The organism is Dietzia maris, from assembly GCF_036287335.1.
GTDB classification, from domain to species: domain Bacteria; phylum Actinomycetota; class Actinomycetes; order Mycobacteriales; family Mycobacteriaceae; genus Dietzia; species Dietzia cinnamea.
Genome location: NZ_CP143053.1, coordinates 2,752,738 through 2,767,378 on the forward strand (window position 1 = coordinate 2,752,738; position 14,641 = coordinate 2,767,378).

Consider the following 14,641-nt stretch of genomic DNA (forward strand, 5'->3'; position numbering starts at 1 on the left):
CTCGCACGGGGCCCGAGCATTGATGCGATCTAACCGACGGACAGATTCATCGCCATGGCCTCCACAATGGGTTGAGCCAGGGGCACCCGGGCTTCTTCGTCAGAGTCCTCGAGACCGCCTTCCGGTCGTGATCCCATGACGAGGTCAAACCACTGTTGCCGGTCGCGGACGACGCGGAACTGCTTCTCGTCGTGCGTGCCCGCAAGGTAGGGGACGTAGACGGTGATCCCGGTGCCGCGGCGTTCGGCCAGAGATCCGATCCGCTCGATCCGGCCGGTCCGCTGCTCGATGATCCCCGGGTTCCAGTCCAGGTCGTGGTGGATCACCACGTCGCATTCGGTGTGCAGGTCGATCCCCTCCCCCATGACCGAACCGGCGACGAGGACCTCCGGGGCGGAGGGGGTGGTGAACACGCTCGCACGTCTGCGCCTGATGTCCGGGTCGGTGCTGCCGTCCGCGAGGCCCACCGCGCCCAGCTCGGAGCCGCGGCCGCTCTCGGCGTTGCGGTCCGGCTCGTCGGCGTCTTCCGTCTGCTCCGCCGGCGCTTCCAGGTCCCGCCCGAGTAGGTCGCGGAACAGTTCGGGGTGCCCGCTGGGGGAATCGACTCGCTCGATGAAGTCGGTCCAGGCGTCGGCGAGGGAGCGCCTCGACGCTCCGGGGGCGAAGACGTCGGCCAGGATGCCGTCCGCGTCGAGGTCGCGGGTGAGACCGCCCACCCGCGCGAGGTGCTGAGGAGTGCGAAAGTTCCGGATGACCGCTTCTGCCGTCCAGGACGCGAGCTCGGGGTGCGCCTCAGGACTGGTCTTGCTCCGGAAATGCTCCTCTAGCTTGTCGTGGATCTTCCGGTAGGCCAGGTTCGTTCGACTGCTGGTGTCCCGCCGGAACAGGCGGTTCGCCAGTCGCAGGTACTCCTTGTCGATCTCCTCGCCGTCGGCAGGGTCCACTCCGAACGCGCGGGCTCCGCGGGCTCTGATTTCGTCGCGGAGGGCGGCCTCGATCGACGAGTGGACCGCGCGGGTGGTCCGCCGGAACCAGCAGAACACGACTATCTTCTCGCGCTTCAACCAGTGGTCCATGACACGCCGGGTGGTGGCCTCGACCTTGGGGTGCCTGGCTGCGACGCCCACGCCGGCACCGACGCCAACGCCGGAGCCGATGCCGATCGCCGCTCGGACTCGCTCGTCGTACCAGCGCATCTCCGCGTCAAGGGCGGAGGGCTCGGACGCCGTCGCCAGGGCCGAGCCGTCCGCGCCCGGGTCGTCCGCGACCGGCTCGTCCGCGCCGGAGCCGTCCCCGGCGCTGAGCCGCAGGTAGGCCTCGAAGGACGAGGCGATGCCGTACGCAAAGTTGGGTGGGTTGGCGCTGCCGCGCGAGGCGAGCGAATGGATGCGGGCGGCCAGGAGGAACGGCAGGGCCAGCTCGTCGTCGATCGGGATCCCGGTGGCCGCATCGACGCCCGGGATGACCCGCGCGCCCTCGATCGCCGTGCGGTTGCGGGGCCTCTCGTGCCGGATGACCCAGGTGCGCACCAGCTCGTTCATGCGCTTTCTCGCGGCCACCGCCCTCTGTGCGTCGCCCCAGGCGGTGCGGACGTCGGCGGGCAGGTCGTCGGGGATCTCGTCGACGGTCCAGGTGTCGAAGTGGCGGACGTCGTCCTCGGTGAGGCGGCCCCAGGAGCGCTCCAGCTGCCTCGAGGTGCGGCGGGCCGAGATGAGTGCGGACCGCAGGTCGTGCTGGGTCTCGTCCGTGAAGGCCTCGGGCAGGTCCTTCGCCCGCGCGGCGGTGAAGCGCCCGAGTATCCGCAGCAGTTCGTCGTGACCGAGCTCGAACGGCGTCGCGGTGAGGAACAGCATCCGGTCGGCCGCCCGGTACAGGATCCCGTCGGGGGTCCCGGGCCTCGGCGGAGCGAACAGCCTGGACAGCTGGGTGCCGTTGTTCTTGGTGTGGTGGGCCTCGTCGAGGATGAGCAGCGACAGGTCACTGTCGACGCCGACCATCGCCTCCTGCCAGCGCCTCCGGCTGAGATCCTTGAGGGCGCCGCCGGTCTCGGCGAGCCGCTCGGCGTCCCTGGCCTCGTCCACCGACCGCCTCTTGGGGCTGCGGTCGAGCAACTCCAGCACCGGCGCCGGGTCGAGCCGCTGCAGTGCCCGCATCACCGCCGCGGGGACGGGGTCCCAGGGCAGGGGCCGTCCGGTCAGCTCCTGCCAGCGGCGTCTCCACTGCTCGGGCGGGGTCTGCAGCAGTTCGCTCACCGTCTCGGGCGAGAAGCCGTCGCGTCCGGTGACCGCCCACTCGCGGCGCCCGGACCACTTGGCGAACTGGCGGCGGTAGGCCCACCCCTCGTCGCCGCAGTCGTCGCCGCCGGTGGCCGCCCAGACCGCGGCGAGCTCGGCGAACTGCCCGATCGCGTTGTTGGACAGCGCCTGGTGAGTGACCACCAGGAGGTGGCGCCGCGTCTCGGGGGGTTCGGCGAGGGCGGAGAAGAACGCGCCCGGACGGGCGATCGGCTCCTGGGGGCCGCGGATCTCGCGGGCCGTGTCGGGGTCGAGGTACGTCTTGGCAAAGCGGTTCCAGTCGTTGATCCACTTGTGCCCCACGGCCTTGGGGACCGAGATCACCACCGGCCGCCCGGGGTCGGCGAGGACCGCCGAGACCGCGACGGCCAGGGCGGTGAAGGTCTTTCCCATGCCCACCTGGTCGGCCAGGATCACGCCGGGCTGGCGGCCGAATCGCCGGAGGATCTCCGCGGCGGCCCGTCGCTGCTTCTCCCAGCCCGCCGCATACTCGGCGGGGGCCTCGGCCTTCACCCGCGGACTCAGCTCCCACATAGCGCCTCCAGACATTCCCGGCTCCGTCCCACCGCGACGCGCACGTAGTCGTCGAGGTCCGCGGGCAGCTCTCCCAGCCCGTCGATCGCCAGCTCGAGGCCGTCGAACGCGGCCGCCAGCTCGTCGGCTCCGGCGCCCCGCACCGGCGCCGCGAGCAGGGCCGCCCAGTCCACCCGCCCCATGGCCAGCGCGATCTCGGCGAGCGTGAACACGGCCTCGGGGGTGTCCATGCGGCCGTCCTCGACGTCGGCGCGGACGTGCTCGGTCAGCCCGAGCGGACCGAGCGGGGTCCGCAGCCGGCTGGACAGGTGGCCCACCGGGTCGACCTGGTTGAGTCTGCGGGCGAGCCGCTGCTCGAGTTGGTCGAGTGCGGCGCCGAGTGCGCGTCCACGGCGGAACAGCAGGGCCGGGTCGTCGTAGCGAGCGAGCACGTCGTCGTCGGACTCCTCCCCCGGCGAGACGAGCCGCCCGGCGAGGATCTCGGCCACCGCCGCGCTCAGGGTGCTGCCCCGGGCCAGCGCGGCGAGCAGCTGGGCCGTGGTCGGGTCCTTCACGCTCGGGCCGGGCGGCAGTTCACCGCGGTCGTCGACGAGCACCGACCATCGCGCGGTGCCGGCGTCCGTGGTGACGGCGAGGGAGGTCGGGATGTCGTCGCCACCCACCTGACTCACCCACTGCGCAGGGCACCCCTCCGCGCGCCACCGCTCCGCACTCATGAGGAGCGTCCCGGTGGGGTCGGTCACCCGCCACGGTCCCAGTGTGGCGAGTCGTTCTGGGTCGACGGTGCACGTGAGGGTCCAGCGCCGGTCGGTGGCGCGGCGGGCGATGATCAGGTGGAAGGCGACCGGGAGCTGGAGCGCGTCGGTCTCGTCCTCGTCGTCCCCGTCCACCCAGTCGAGGTCGGTGGGGACCGGCTCGCCGACGGGGGTGAGGCCCTGGAGCCGGCGTTCCTCTCGTGAGCCGGCGCGGGCGTGGAGCCAGACGTTGAGTTCGCGGTGCTGGCGCTGCCCGTCGAGCCCCAGGCCGTAGCGGGTGTGGTTGGAGCTGCCCATGAGCACGGCGGTGCCGTCGGGTCCGATGATCGTCAGGCACTTGGCGTGCAGTTGGCGCTGTTCACGAGTCGGGTCGTCGAGCAGCCGCACCTCCAGTAGCCCCTGCCGGGCACGGGCGCGCAGCGGTTCGGAGACGGGCAGCGTGCCGCGGAGGGTGGGCAGGGTGAGCACGGTGTGGCGGTGCCGTCCGGCGCCGTTGCGGGCGATGGTAGTCGCACGGATCGCCTCGCCCGCCGCATCGGAGGCGGCGTCGTAGAACGGGGAGACCTGGCGGATCTCGGTGGCTTTGCGGCCCCCGCCCCACACGTCGGCGAACCGATCCAGCGGACGCACCTCGGGCGAGGTGGGCGCCAGGCGGACCCGCAGCGCGCCGCCCCGCTTCTCGGCGGGCACGAGGTCGATCCGGTCGCGGAACGCCGCCAGCGTGCGCCGGGCCCGGTCGACGGCGGCGACCCCCTCGGTCCTGCCGGGGAGCAGACCGAGATACGACTCGAGCTCGCGGGCCAGTTCGCGCAGGTCTGCGCGCGGGAGCAGGCAAGGCGTGTCAGCGCGGACCTCGGCGGCCAGCGCGAGTTCGGCCTGGGTGCGGTATCCGGCGCGGGTAAGGTTGGCCGAGCCGATGATCACCCGGGCGGAGTGCTCCCACAGCAGGACGGTCACCTTGGAGTGCAGGAGCGCGCCGCCCGGCACGGCCACCTGGAGCAGGTCCCACCGGAGGGTGGAGCGGTGCGCGTCGGCGCTGCGGTCGGCGATCACCGTGACGGCCGCGTCCGCGAGTTTCTCCTCCAGTTCCAGCCGGGCAACCACGTCGTCGACGGACCGCGAGGTGGGCCGCCCGCCGCCGACGTCCTCGGCTCCCGGCAGGGACTCCTCCACCGCGTTGACTGAGAGGAATCGGCTGAGGCAGTCGCGATCGACAAAGTCCTCGTCGAGGGCGAACGTGGTGGCCAGCACCGCCACCGGGCGTCCGGCGTCGGCGGGCGGCGCCCAGTGGTCGAGGAGGGGCGTGGTGGTGGCGCTCATCGGACGCGCTCCAGGAAGTCGCGGATGGTGGTGAGCCGGTACGGGTGGAGCCAGCGCCCGTCGCCCGGATCGCCGGCGTCGGCGCGGTGCTGGCCGCGGGGCATCCATCCGTCCTTGAGTTGCTCGAACCACGGGGCCTTGCGTCGGGCGGCCTGCACCCGGTGGTGGGAGACGATGAGCCGATCGAACAGGTCGACCGGTCCGCGCGCCGACTCCAGTTCGCCGGTGAGTTCGGCCAGCCGCTCGGCCAGTTCGGGTCCGTCGCGGTCGATCCGTTCGACGGCGGCCATGGCGGCGTGGCACGCCTCCGCGATCCCGTCGCTCGCCTGCCGCAGCGCGGTGCTCGACTCGAGCCCCGTGTGGGTGACGGCCGTGGAGGAGGTCAGGTGGGTGCGGAACGCGTGGTCGATCCGGCGCGCCAGGGACTCGAAGTGGTCGGCGGCCCGGAGCGTGGCCTGCAGCCCGGATTCCGCGCCGAATCGGGCCGCCGCGGCCAGCTGGTGATCAGCCCAGTCCGTCCCCGAGCCGTCCTCCACCACCGCGGAGATCAGGCCGACGAGCTCGGGCCGCTGGTCGTGGTCCCCGCCGCTGATGAGTTCGCGCAGCACCTGCCGGGTGCGCGGCCCCGCGTTGCTCGCCACGAGGGCTTTCCGGTTCAGCCCGGTGACGGCCCGGGTCTTGTCACAGTGCCCCGCCTTGAGACTGGCCCGGACGCGCCGGTCCAGGCTTCGCCGCGCCCGCCCTCCGGCGGTCTGGGGGTCGTCTCTGAGGAATCCGTCGAGTCCCTGGTCGCGTTCCCAGGCCTCCACCAGCCGTTCGGCGGCGGCGAGGGGCAAACCTTCCGGATCGACGATCCCCAGGTCCTGCGCGAGCGGGCGGTACACGCCGGTGAATCCGAACACCCGCGGGCCACGGAGGTAGGTGGCCGGCGAGAGGGGGGTGCCGGTGGTGATCGCGGCGCGCGTCTTGTCCCGGCCGGGGAATCCGTTGAGGTCCGAGGGATCGCCGGATCCGATGTGCATGAGGAGGACCCACTCGGCGGCGATGTCGGGCTTGGTGGTGCCGTCCGGTCCGGTCTCCTCGCTGAAGGGCTGGCAGACGACTGCCGAGATCGCCGACAGCGTGAGGAAGTGCGGGTGGTTCATGCGGGCGCGGAAGCCGGGCGCCATGCGGTCGGCGATCCGGTCGGCGATCGGCGCCAGTCCCAGCGGGTCGAGTCCGCTCTCACCGGCCACGCCGGGGTCCCACTTTGAAAGCGTGGGCAGCTGGTCGAGAAGGGTCACGCGGTCACCACCCGGACTTCGATCTCCTCAGGCACGTGCCCTCCTTTGCTCGACGGTCTTTCTACCGGGTGGGTACGACACGTGGCCCGGCCTGTGCCGCGAGTCGTGGTGAATACGGCGACGAGGTCGAAGCAATGACCGGCGCCTACTGCCCCGGATGGCTGGACCCGGACGGCTCCTGACTTAAGAATCAGGTGCGCCACACGCTATCGACGCGCCCACCCCTCGACGGACGATCACCTCGTCCTACCCCGCGCGACCCGCCCCTCGATGTGCGGCCGCCGTCCCGAGAGGTGTCCGCCATGAGCCGCCCGACGTCCGTCTCCCCCACCCGTCCCACGCCGCGCAGCGGCCCGATCCGCCGCGAGCCCGCGCCAGGCGACCGCGATCCCGTCCCCACCCGACCACCCACCTCCCGCCCCTGGCAGTTGTGGCTGGTCCTTGGCCTGTCGGCGGCGTTGGTGACGCTGCTCGTGCTCCGCGGCGTCGTGCAGGCCACGGCGATCAACCGCTTCCTCTCCGACTCGTGGCCGGCGGTCGACGAGGCGGCGGGCCTTGCGGCGTCGTCGGCCGGCTGGATCATCGACACCTCGTTCGTGGTCGCCACGGCGTGGGCGACGATCGCGGTGTACGCCTTCAGCGGCTCGCGCGCCGGGCGGGCGATCTTCACCGCACTTCTGGCCGGCAGCACGGTCATCGGACTGTGGAGCGCGGTGGCGCCTCAGGCGGCGGCGCTGGGCAGCGGCGAGCTCATCCTGGCCGCGGCACACCCCACGTTCATGTCGCTCACCTCCCTCGCGGTGGCGCTCGTGGCCATCGCGATCCTGGCGCTGCTCTACCGCCCGGACGTCAACGACTACTTCCGCGCCGACTCCCCCGCCACCACCGGCCAGCGGGATCGCGACTTCCTCGAGCCGGCGCTTTCCCAGACCGGAACCGAGGCACCGCTCACAATGAGCAACCCCGCCCAGCACCGCGCCACCGGCCCCACCGAGCGGACCGACACGACCGCCACCCAGAGCACCGCACTTCCCAGCACCACTCCGTCCCGCGAAGAACCGATCGCACCCGCGATCTAACGGGTGAGCATCAGGAAGGGGCGACGACGACGAACTCCACCTCCCCCGGCCGACCCGCGACCTCAGACGGCCGCGGGTCCGGCGGGGTCAACCCCTGCGGACGCCGGCCGGCGGCTCGTCGGCGTGTGGCGGTCCGACCTGCGCGCCAAGGTCGTGGCCCTCACGCTGATCCCGGAGTTGGTCTACGCCACGTTCCTCAACGTCGTGTTCCTCAAGGGCGTGGTCGACATCCTCCTCGCCCGCCAGGCCAGTTGGGGCCACGTGGTGCGGGACGCCGACGGCGCGACCCGGATGGCCGAGGCGTGAGCGCGCCCGTCAGCGGTGGGGCGCCGCACGAGATGATCCTCGCGGGGCTCCTCCTGCCCGAGTCGGTGCTGTCCTCGGACTGGTTCGCCGTCCTCGCGGCGTTCGTCGCGATCAACACGGTCATGTACGTGACGCTGGCGGTGACCAAGACGCTGCCGAAGATCCACGTCCGCGATCTGCTGCCCCGCACCTACGTCCGGTCGGAGACCCGCAGCATCCACCCGGACGACGCCGAGCCCTGGCCCCGCGAGGCGCGACGCCCGTCCGGGCGGGAGTGACCCCCGGGTGTCCACGTCGTCGCGGAAGAGGATCGTGCGCCTCGAGGTCGGCGCCCTGTGCGCTGTCCTCGTCCTTCTGGTCGTCGTCGCCGGTCTGGCCCGGATGGGCGGCGAGGCCGCGCAGGCGTCCCCGTCCCCTACTCCCCCGTCCGGTCAGGCCGTGGCGATGAAGGCGGCGACCGACCTGACGCCGTGGACCTTCACGATCGACGAGGCGTATGCGTACGGCGTGCGGGCGTGCGAGGACATCCGGAATCCGAACTATGACGGGTTCGGCGGCTTCTACATGGGGGTCCGCAAGACGTGGGTCGCGATGCGGCTGGACGCGCACGGCCTGTCGAGTGAGGAGCAGGTGGAGCACCACAGGCGCCTCTATGCCGAGGCGGTGCGCTCTCTGTGTCCGGAGCTCCTGCCGCACCTCCCGCCCCTGTACCGCTGAGCCCTACGCGCGTCCCGTTCATTACATCGCTTCTCGCCGGGGTATCCGAGCGGCGGCGGTCTGATGGGTGAGCATCGGGAAGGGGCGACGACGACGAGCTCCACCTCCCCCGGCCGACCTGCAACCCCACACGGCCGCGGGTCTGGCGGGGTCAGCCCTCGAGGGAGCTGAGCCAGTCGCTGAGCGCGCTGGCCAGCTCGCCCGGCGCCTCCACGGGCAGCATGTGTCCGGTCTCAGGGATCTCGACGTACGTCACATGCGGCGCCGAATTCGCCTCGGCCCATTCCCGCTGCTCGTCGGTGGGCACCACCTGGTCGTCCGAGGCGCCGACGATCAGCACCGGGCACGACGCCTTGGCGGGGAAGTCCCAGCGGTCGGGCCGCGACCCGATCGCCACCGAGTGGGCGGCGAATCGCTCGGGCCCGTACACCCGCGCGGCCCGCAGCCGTTCGGCGCGGACCTGAGGGTCGTGGCCGCGGTCGCCGTAGTAGACGGCTTCCATGCCGTCGAGGGCGATCTCCTCGTACTCCGCCTGGCTCAGGCCCGCCGCCCGCTCGGCCCGCGCTGTCGCGGACTCCGGGTCCTCGGCCCCCACCGGCGCGGTGACCAGCACGAGCCCGGCCAGCAGCGCCGGATAACGCTCCGCCAGGTGCATGGCCACCACCCCACCGAGCGAATGCCCGACCACCACGCTGCCGGCCGCGACCTGCTCCGCCACCTGGTCGACGAGCGCGTCGAGGTCTGCCACGGCCGGCAAGTCGAGCGCCGTGGCACTTGACCCGTCAGGCAGGGCGTCAATGACCGGGGACCACGTCTGCGCATCGCCGTGCAGGCCGGGGAGAAACACTAAGGTCGTCATGAACTCGACCGTACGCGCGCCAAAGGCGGCCAAACCTGGACCGGCGAACTCGCCACGCGCTCAGCGAGGTGCCCGGGCTTGTCCGCGTCGCGCTGGCGGTGCTGGCCCCGTACCTCCGCCGGATCCGCTAGCAGACGCTCCAGCGCCCGGGTTAGCGCCGCCACGTCACCCGGGGACACCAAAAGCCCCGACTCGCCTTGGCGCACACCCTCGGCTTGGTCGCCCACTCCGTGCTCACTATTGGGCGCGCGTGACTGAAGGCCAGGTGGACGATCCCGCTCTGCCGGGGCCCGCAAATCGACTGGGAGCCCGCGGGCACGCGGACCTCGACGGGACCGGGCGGAGGCGGCGCGATTGGGCCGACGCCGGCACCCCGCGGCACCTGGTGTCGTGCCTGCCGACCACGTGGCGCCACTGTCCGTTCGACGGCGTGGACGGTCCCATCCCGGGCGGCGCGCGACCGCACACCGAGTCAGACGGCGCGATGGTCGTAATGGACGAGGAGGCGCCAGCTCTCGTACGACTTCTGGCAGGCCCGGCGTGAGGGGACCGGCAGGGTGGCCTCGTTCGGCGCGATCGCCCCGCTGGCCAGCAGCAGCTGGCGCGGCTCGCGACCGGGGACGGTCCGCGTGTGCCGCGCGACGCGGCGGGGTCGGCGACATGAGGGGGGATCATGTTTCGCCAACGAGGCCCACTATAGGAACGGCCGCGCCAGTTCACAAGCGTCAGTTATACGGAGCACAGCTAAGTGTTTCATTGTCCGCTGTTCCGACGATCCGAGACGCGGACAGCGACCAGCGGTATCGCCCGGGCGGAACGTTCGCGACCTCGCCCAATTCTTCTCGCCGGGAACGTCCCGGATAGGAACCGCATGAACACCTGGACCACCCGCGCAGAGACCGACGCGGACATCCCCGCGATCCGCGACATCATCCTGCGCGCCTTTCCCACCGCCGCCGAAGCCGACCTCGTCGACGCCCTCCGCGCTGACCCGGCCGCATGGATCGACGGACTGTCGATGATTGCCGCGACCGCCGACGGACGTCCGGTGGGCCACGTGCTACTCACCCGCTGCCACGTCGGGAACGAGCCCGCCCTCGCGCTGGCACCGTGCTCGGTGCTACCCGAGTTCCAGCGCACCGGCGCCGGCTCGGCCGCCACCCGCGCCGCCCTGGACGCGGCTCGGGCGATGGGCGAACAACTCGTCGTGGTGCTGGGCCATGCCGGCTACTACCCACGATTCGGCTTCCGCCGCGCCTCCGGCTTCGGCATCCGCACGTCGTTCGACGTCCCCGACGAGGCGTTGATGGCCCTGCCCCTCGACGACTCCCCTGCCGTCCCGGGCGGCGTCATCCGCTATCCCGCGGCATTCGGGGTGTGACCCCTCGCGCAGTCGCGGCGACCGCGGGACCGTGAGGGCAGGGTGACCTCGTCGTCGTCGTAGGCTTGGCGACCATGTCTGCGACCGCGAACCTTCGCCAGGAGCTCGACGCCGCCCGGGACCGGTTCGAGCAGTACCGCGTCTCCGTGAGCGCGGCGTTCGACGATCGGCCCGCGGGCGAGCTGTCCCGGGCCGTCGAGGCGGTGCTGCCGGACCTGGCGTTCCATGAGGGTCAGGCGGTCGCAGCGGCAGTGGCGCTGGATCGGTTGGGCGCCGGCGCCGATCTGGCCGCGGTGATCCGGGCGTTGGACCTGTTGCTCCTCGAGCAGCAGGCCGCGCGGCGCAGCCCAGACTTCCTGGCCGGCGTGTCCCGGGTTCTCGCCAATGTGAGGCGGCGCGAGGAGGGTTAGCCGGGTGGTCCGGCGGGCGCGGGCTGCGGGCACGCATGCGGGGGCTGCCGGAGGTCGGTCGCATGCACCGGCGGCCGAGCGGGCAGGCGGGGGCGGCCGGCCACGCCTCGGCAGAGCGACCGGAGACAATGGGGGCATGGCATCCCCGGATCAGCGCGCCCAGTTCGAGCTCCTCGCCCCTCTCCTGGCCCGCGAGGGCGTCGATGTGTGGACCGCGACCGTCGCCGACCTCGACGCCGGGATGGAGCGCGCCAAGCAGCGCCACGCCGCCGCGGTCGCCCGCGTCCGCGCTGTCCTGGATGCCCACGCCCGCGACGACATCTCCGCCGCCGGCGCGCTCCTCGAGGAGCTGGAGCTGACCGCCGAGACCACTCCCCCGCCGATCCCCGACGCACTGACCGTGGCGACGCGCTTCGCCCAGCTCGCCCAGACGCTGGCGCCGCAACTACCGGCGGACGTCATCGGCGCGGTGAAGGACCGGGCACGTGTGGCTGACGCTCCCGAGGGCATGGCCGATCTGTGCGAGGCGGTGCTGCTCGACTGCGACGCCGCCACCGGCATCCGCACCGTGGTCCGCGAACACGGGCCGGCAGCCGCGCTCTACGCCGCCGCGGCCATGACAGCGGCGGTCTTCAGCCGGTGGGCCGCACACACCGGGGACTCGATGGACGAGGTCGTCGCCGCGCACGCCTGAGCGGCGGGCGCGAGCGGCCCGTTCCCGGTGCCGCGGGACCCGCGCAGCTCACCGAGTGGTCGCGAAGGCAGCTTTTCGGACCGCTCGTCCTGCGAGAACCTGAGCGGGTGTGACCACTCGGTGGTCCCCACAAGTCCAACTTCTTCGCCCTCCCTTGCCACGGCCATTTTGGCGGGCGCCTTTGTCGCTGCGGCACTTCCGGCCGGTGTCTTCCTTGCCGAGCTGCTCGCGCTCATCGTGCTGGCGGCCTAACTGGCGGAGCCGGAGTTCTCGTCGTCGTCGTTGTCGTCGTTTCCTACACGGACCCGCGCTCGGCGCCCAGGTAGGCCAGCGCCGCCACCACCTGGGCGCGCGTAGCGGTGAGCAGCGTCGACTCCTCCTGTTTGGGACGCGTTTCGGAAAGCGCGGTTCTGATGATCGGGTAGCGGTCGGACGGGTATCGGATAGCGGAGTTCACCCGTCCGACCGCTGGGCCGCTATGGCGTTGTCGTGGCGAGGTGTCGTCTCATGTTGGGGCCGTCGAGGGCGATGATCTCGGCGCCGGCGACGATCCGGTTGAGGATCGATTCGGCGATGACCGCGTCTTGGAGCGACTTGTACCAATCGGGCGGGTCGAACTGCGAGGTCACCAGCGTCGAGCCCCGCCCTTCCCGGGCGGCAAGGATGTTGAGCAGCTCCGCCGCGGTGTGCGGGGCCACCGGCGTGGTCAGGAAATCGTCCAGCACTAGCAGGTCGCAGTTGTGCAGGTCGGTGAGGAAGTCCAGCCTGCGCTGCGAGGTCGGCTCCAGCACGGCGAGCCGGTTGGCCAGGTCGTCGAGCCGGAAGAATCTCGCGGTGTAGTACTTTCGGCACGCGGCATTGAGAAGCGCTTGGGCGAGGTAGGTCTTGCCCACGCTGGATTGGCCGAGCACGACGAGATTGCGAGTGGCGTCGATCCATTGACAGCTGGAAAGTCGTGCGATTAGCTCGCGGTTGACGTTGCGGTCAGGCAGGTAGCGGATCTCTTCTACGCAGGCGTCAGGGTTTGGTGATCTGGAGGCCTTGAGTAGTTTCTGGGTCCGGCGTTCCTGCCTGGCCGTGATCTCTTTGTCCAGAGCGTGGAAGATCTTCTCGGAGAAGGTCCACTCGTCGCAGGCGGGATCGCCTGCCAGGTCAATGACGGTCTGGCCGAACGCGGTCATCCGCAGTTGCGTGAACAGCGGCATGTCGGCGTCGGTGAGATGACGATCAGTCACTGCAGCTCCTCCTTCCCCGCGATGCCGGTGCTCGTACTCGGGCGTCCGGTGAGGGCGGCGAGGCTGAACTGCTCGGGCCCGGCCAGATGCGCCCCGGTGGTATCTCGCCGACCCGGCGGCGGCTCCAGCCGGTCCGTCGTAGCCGCCACCGCCGGCTGCGTGGTGGTGGGCCGGGCGGCGGCCTGGGCCCGCAGTGCGGCCAGCTGCTGCTTGACGGCGGTGTAGCTGATCGCCCGGCGTGAGGTCTCGGAGACGAGTTGGCCACAGGCCCGCTCGAGCAGCATCTTGTTGTCCCCGCGGGCCAGGGCGAGGATGTTCTGGCACGATCGGTAGCCCTGCGCCTCGATCCGCTGACGATCGAGGACCTCGCTGATCGCGGCGACGGTGTTCGGTCCGATCTTGTGGGCCTGGCGCACGAAGTAGGCCCGCGACCACAGGTCCGAGGTCTGCAGATGCGGAGCGGGCACGTGGTCGGGATCGGTGACGAAGGAATGCCGCATACCGGAGACGGTGTGGGAGGCGATGACCTCGCCGCCAGCCATGACCGTGAGTGTGGGGCCGGTGATCTTCACATCGACGTGCTGGCCGGCGAAGGTGTAGGGCACCGAGTACTTCACCGTGGCGATCTCCACGTGGTAATCCCGGTTGACCTTGGATTTCTTCCAGATGACCGGCTGCCAGCGGGCCTCGGGCAGAGCGATCAGTTCGGACTTCTCGTGCTCGGTGAACAGCTCCCGCCGGCTCGTCTTCTGGCCCCGGAACGGGATCCGGTCGTTGATCGACTCGACCTCGGCGGCGATCGCCTCATTCAGATCGTCCAGGCTGGCGAAGCGCCGATCGGCCAGCCGTCCGATCACCCAGTTGGTCACCACCTTCACCCCGGCCTCGACGTTGCCCTTGTCCTTTGGGCGGACTGGTCTGGTGGGCACCGCGGCGGTGCGGTGGTACTCGAGGAAATCCCGATACTCACGGTTGACCTCGCGGGCCCGGTCACCGCGGGCGATCTGGTTCGACGCCGTCGAGGCGTTATCCGGGACGATCACCTGCGCCGCGCCGCCGAAGTACTCGAACGCCTGCAAGTGCGCGTCGAGCCAGCTGGGCATCTTCTCGTCCAGGCAGCCGCAGGCGAAGACCATCCCCGAGTACGGCAGCGACGCCACGAACACCGACACCGTGGTCTTGGTGCCGGTGACGGGATCGAAGATGGCCATCTTCGTGCCCGCCCAGTCGACTTGCATCGTGTGCCCGGGCACATGCGTGATCCGCATCGTCAGCTCGTTGACCTCGACGTACTCGCCGACGATCTGGCAGAACCGCTGATAGCTGTAGTGCCGCTGCCCCGGCGTGCCGTCAGTGTCGAGGTAGTTGGCCCACAGCACCCGCAGCGGCAGCTTGTTCTTGCCCGTGCGCTTCTTCACGGCAGCCGCCACGTCGAAGGCGACGAACTCCGCCGACGGCGTCTTGCGCCCATCGGTGAACAAGGCGTCGATCTCCTCGCCGCTGAGCGCCTCGACCTGGCTGGTGGCGGTCACCCCGTGCTCGTGGCAGACCTTCTTCGCCTTGGCGATCGTGCGGTGCGAGCAGCCCGCGATCGCCTCGATGTCCCGGTAGGACCTGTCCTGCAGCAGTAGCGACATCACCAATCGGTAATCAGTCACCCGTGCCTCCTGTTCGGATCCACGCGCAGCCCAGTTGCCACGCGTAGAACCGACACGAGCACACGAGGACCGGCCCCGCTATCCGATGCTCATACTCGCGCTACCCGATCATCAGA

Annotated in this window: 15 protein-coding genes; 7 read left to right on the forward strand and 8 right to left on the reverse strand. The window is 71.1% G+C overall.

Features of this window, described 5'->3' with window-relative positions:
- Window positions 1-29: 29 nt before the first annotated feature.
- Genes VYL96_RS12815 through VYL96_RS12825 form a run of 3 tightly spaced genes read right to left on the reverse strand, consistent with a single transcriptional unit; the run spans window position 30 to window position 6,186 of the window.
- On the reverse strand, window positions 30-2,828 hold the full coding sequence (locus tag VYL96_RS12815) for a helicase-related protein (RefSeq protein ID WP_061229172.1): 2,799 nt from the start codon (window positions 2,826-2,828) through the stop codon (window positions 30-32).
- A complete protein-coding gene (locus VYL96_RS12820; protein ID WP_131886033.1) occupies window positions 2,816-4,903 on the reverse strand; it encodes a phospholipase D-like domain-containing protein in 2,088 nt (695 codons plus the stop codon). Before VYL96_RS12820 ends, VYL96_RS12815 begins: the two co-directional genes overlap by 13 nt.
- Entirely contained in the window at window positions 4,900-6,186 is a 1,287-nt protein-coding gene (locus VYL96_RS12825) for a hypothetical protein (protein ID WP_061229174.1), read from the reverse strand. The genes VYL96_RS12820 and VYL96_RS12825 overlap by 4 nt, the downstream gene beginning before the upstream one ends.
- A 302-nt stretch (window positions 6,187-6,488) precedes the next feature.
- Here VYL96_RS12825 and VYL96_RS12830 point away from each other — a divergent pair, with 302 nt between their 5' ends.
- The 4 genes from VYL96_RS12830 to VYL96_RS12845 are packed head-to-tail and all read left to right on the forward strand — an operon-like array spanning window position 6,489 to window position 8,288.
- Window positions 6,489-7,265 (forward strand): hypothetical protein, encoded by a 777-nt coding sequence (locus tag VYL96_RS12830; RefSeq protein ID WP_061229175.1) that lies wholly within the window; start codon window positions 6,489-6,491, stop codon window positions 7,263-7,265.
- Window positions 7,266-7,268: 3 nt separating this feature from the next.
- On the forward strand, window positions 7,269-7,571 hold the full coding sequence (locus VYL96_RS12835; RefSeq protein WP_259842409.1) for a hypothetical protein: 303 nt from the start codon (window positions 7,269-7,271) through the stop codon (window positions 7,569-7,571).
- Window positions 7,568-7,849 carry a hypothetical protein gene (locus VYL96_RS12840; RefSeq protein ID WP_243699735.1) on the forward strand — a complete coding sequence of 94 codons (282 nt, stop codon included), beginning with the start codon at window positions 7,568-7,570 and terminating at the stop codon, window positions 7,847-7,849. The genes VYL96_RS12835 and VYL96_RS12840 overlap by 4 nt, the downstream gene beginning before the upstream one ends.
- 7 nt (window positions 7,850-7,856) lie before the next feature.
- Entirely contained in the window at window positions 7,857-8,288 is a 432-nt protein-coding gene (locus VYL96_RS12845) for a hypothetical protein (protein WP_165928503.1), read from the forward strand.
- 151 nt (window positions 8,289-8,439) lie between these two features.
- On the opposite strand, the gene VYL96_RS12850 is transcribed toward VYL96_RS12845, so the two are convergent.
- Both VYL96_RS12850 and VYL96_RS12855 read right to left on the reverse strand, forming a co-directional pair.
- Complete coding sequence (locus tag VYL96_RS12850) at window positions 8,440-9,147, reverse strand: alpha/beta fold hydrolase (RefSeq protein ID WP_061229178.1); 708 nt, start codon at window positions 9,145-9,147, stop codon at window positions 8,440-8,442.
- 472 nt (window positions 9,148-9,619) lie between these two features.
- Window positions 9,620-9,832 carry a hypothetical protein gene (locus tag VYL96_RS12855; RefSeq protein ID WP_129591157.1) on the reverse strand — a complete coding sequence of 71 codons (213 nt, stop codon included), beginning with the start codon at window positions 9,830-9,832 and terminating at the stop codon, window positions 9,620-9,622.
- A 186-nt stretch (window positions 9,833-10,018) separates the two neighbouring features.
- On the opposite strand from VYL96_RS12855, the gene VYL96_RS12860 reads away from it, so the two are divergent.
- The 3 genes from VYL96_RS12860 to VYL96_RS12870 all read left to right on the forward strand — a co-directional run bounded on the left by VYL96_RS12860 (window position 10,019) and on the right by VYL96_RS12870 (window position 11,632).
- Window positions 10,019-10,528: a GNAT family N-acetyltransferase gene (locus VYL96_RS12860; protein WP_131886035.1), complete on the forward strand. Its 510-nt coding sequence runs from the start codon at window positions 10,019-10,021 to the stop codon at window positions 10,526-10,528.
- 74 nt (window positions 10,529-10,602) lie between these two features.
- The gene (locus tag VYL96_RS12865) at window positions 10,603-10,938 is read left to right on the forward strand and encodes a hypothetical protein (RefSeq protein WP_131886036.1); all 336 of its coding nucleotides are present in this window, start codon (window positions 10,603-10,605) and stop codon (window positions 10,936-10,938) included.
- A 136-nt stretch (window positions 10,939-11,074) separates the two neighbouring features.
- Window positions 11,075-11,632 (forward strand): hypothetical protein, encoded by a 558-nt coding sequence (locus VYL96_RS12870; protein ID WP_061229181.1) that lies wholly within the window; start codon window positions 11,075-11,077, stop codon window positions 11,630-11,632.
- 295 nt (window positions 11,633-11,927) lie between these two features.
- On the opposite strand, the gene VYL96_RS12875 is transcribed toward VYL96_RS12870, so the two are convergent.
- From VYL96_RS12875 to istA, 3 genes are read right to left on the reverse strand one after another with little or no spacing between them, the layout of a single operon-like run.
- Entirely contained in the window at window positions 11,928-12,089 is a 162-nt protein-coding gene (locus tag VYL96_RS12875) for a hypothetical protein (RefSeq protein WP_165928504.1), read from the reverse strand.
- A 19-nt stretch (window positions 12,090-12,108) separates the two neighbouring features.
- Window positions 12,109-12,867, reverse strand: coding sequence for an ATP-binding protein (locus VYL96_RS12880; protein ID WP_329437607.1), 759 nt, complete (start codon window positions 12,865-12,867; stop codon window positions 12,109-12,111).
- Window positions 12,864-14,525, reverse strand: a complete 1,662-nt coding sequence (istA, locus tag VYL96_RS12885) for an IS21 family transposase (RefSeq protein WP_329437609.1) — start codon at window positions 14,523-14,525, stop codon at window positions 12,864-12,866. Before istA ends, VYL96_RS12880 begins: the two co-directional genes overlap by 4 nt.
- Window positions 14,526-14,641 lie beyond the last annotated feature (116 nt).

Excerpts from the sequence above, each read along its gene's own strand:
- VYL96_RS12820 (WP_131886033.1), bottom strand. The coding sequence starts at position 4,903 with ATGAGCGCCACCACCACGCCCCTCCTCGACCACTGGGCGCCGCCCGCC.
- VYL96_RS12860 (WP_131886035.1), top strand. The coding sequence starts at position 10,019 with ATGAACACCTGGACCACCCGCGCAGAGACCGACGCGGACATCCCCGCG.
- VYL96_RS12830 (WP_061229175.1), top strand. The coding sequence starts at position 6,489 with ATGAGCCGCCCGACGTCCGTCTCCCCCACCCGTCCCACGCCGCGCAGC.
- VYL96_RS12815 (WP_061229172.1), bottom strand. The coding sequence starts at position 2,828 with ATGTGGGAGCTGAGTCCGCGGGTGAAGGCCGAGGCCCCCGCCGAGTAT.
- VYL96_RS12865 (WP_131886036.1), top strand. The coding sequence starts at position 10,603 with ATGTCTGCGACCGCGAACCTTCGCCAGGAGCTCGACGCCGCCCGGGAC.
- VYL96_RS12850 (WP_061229178.1), bottom strand. The coding sequence starts at position 9,147 with ATGACGACCTTAGTGTTTCTCCCCGGCCTGCACGGCGATGCGCAGACG.
- VYL96_RS12870 (WP_061229181.1), top strand. The coding sequence starts at position 11,075 with ATGGCATCCCCGGATCAGCGCGCCCAGTTCGAGCTCCTCGCCCCTCTC.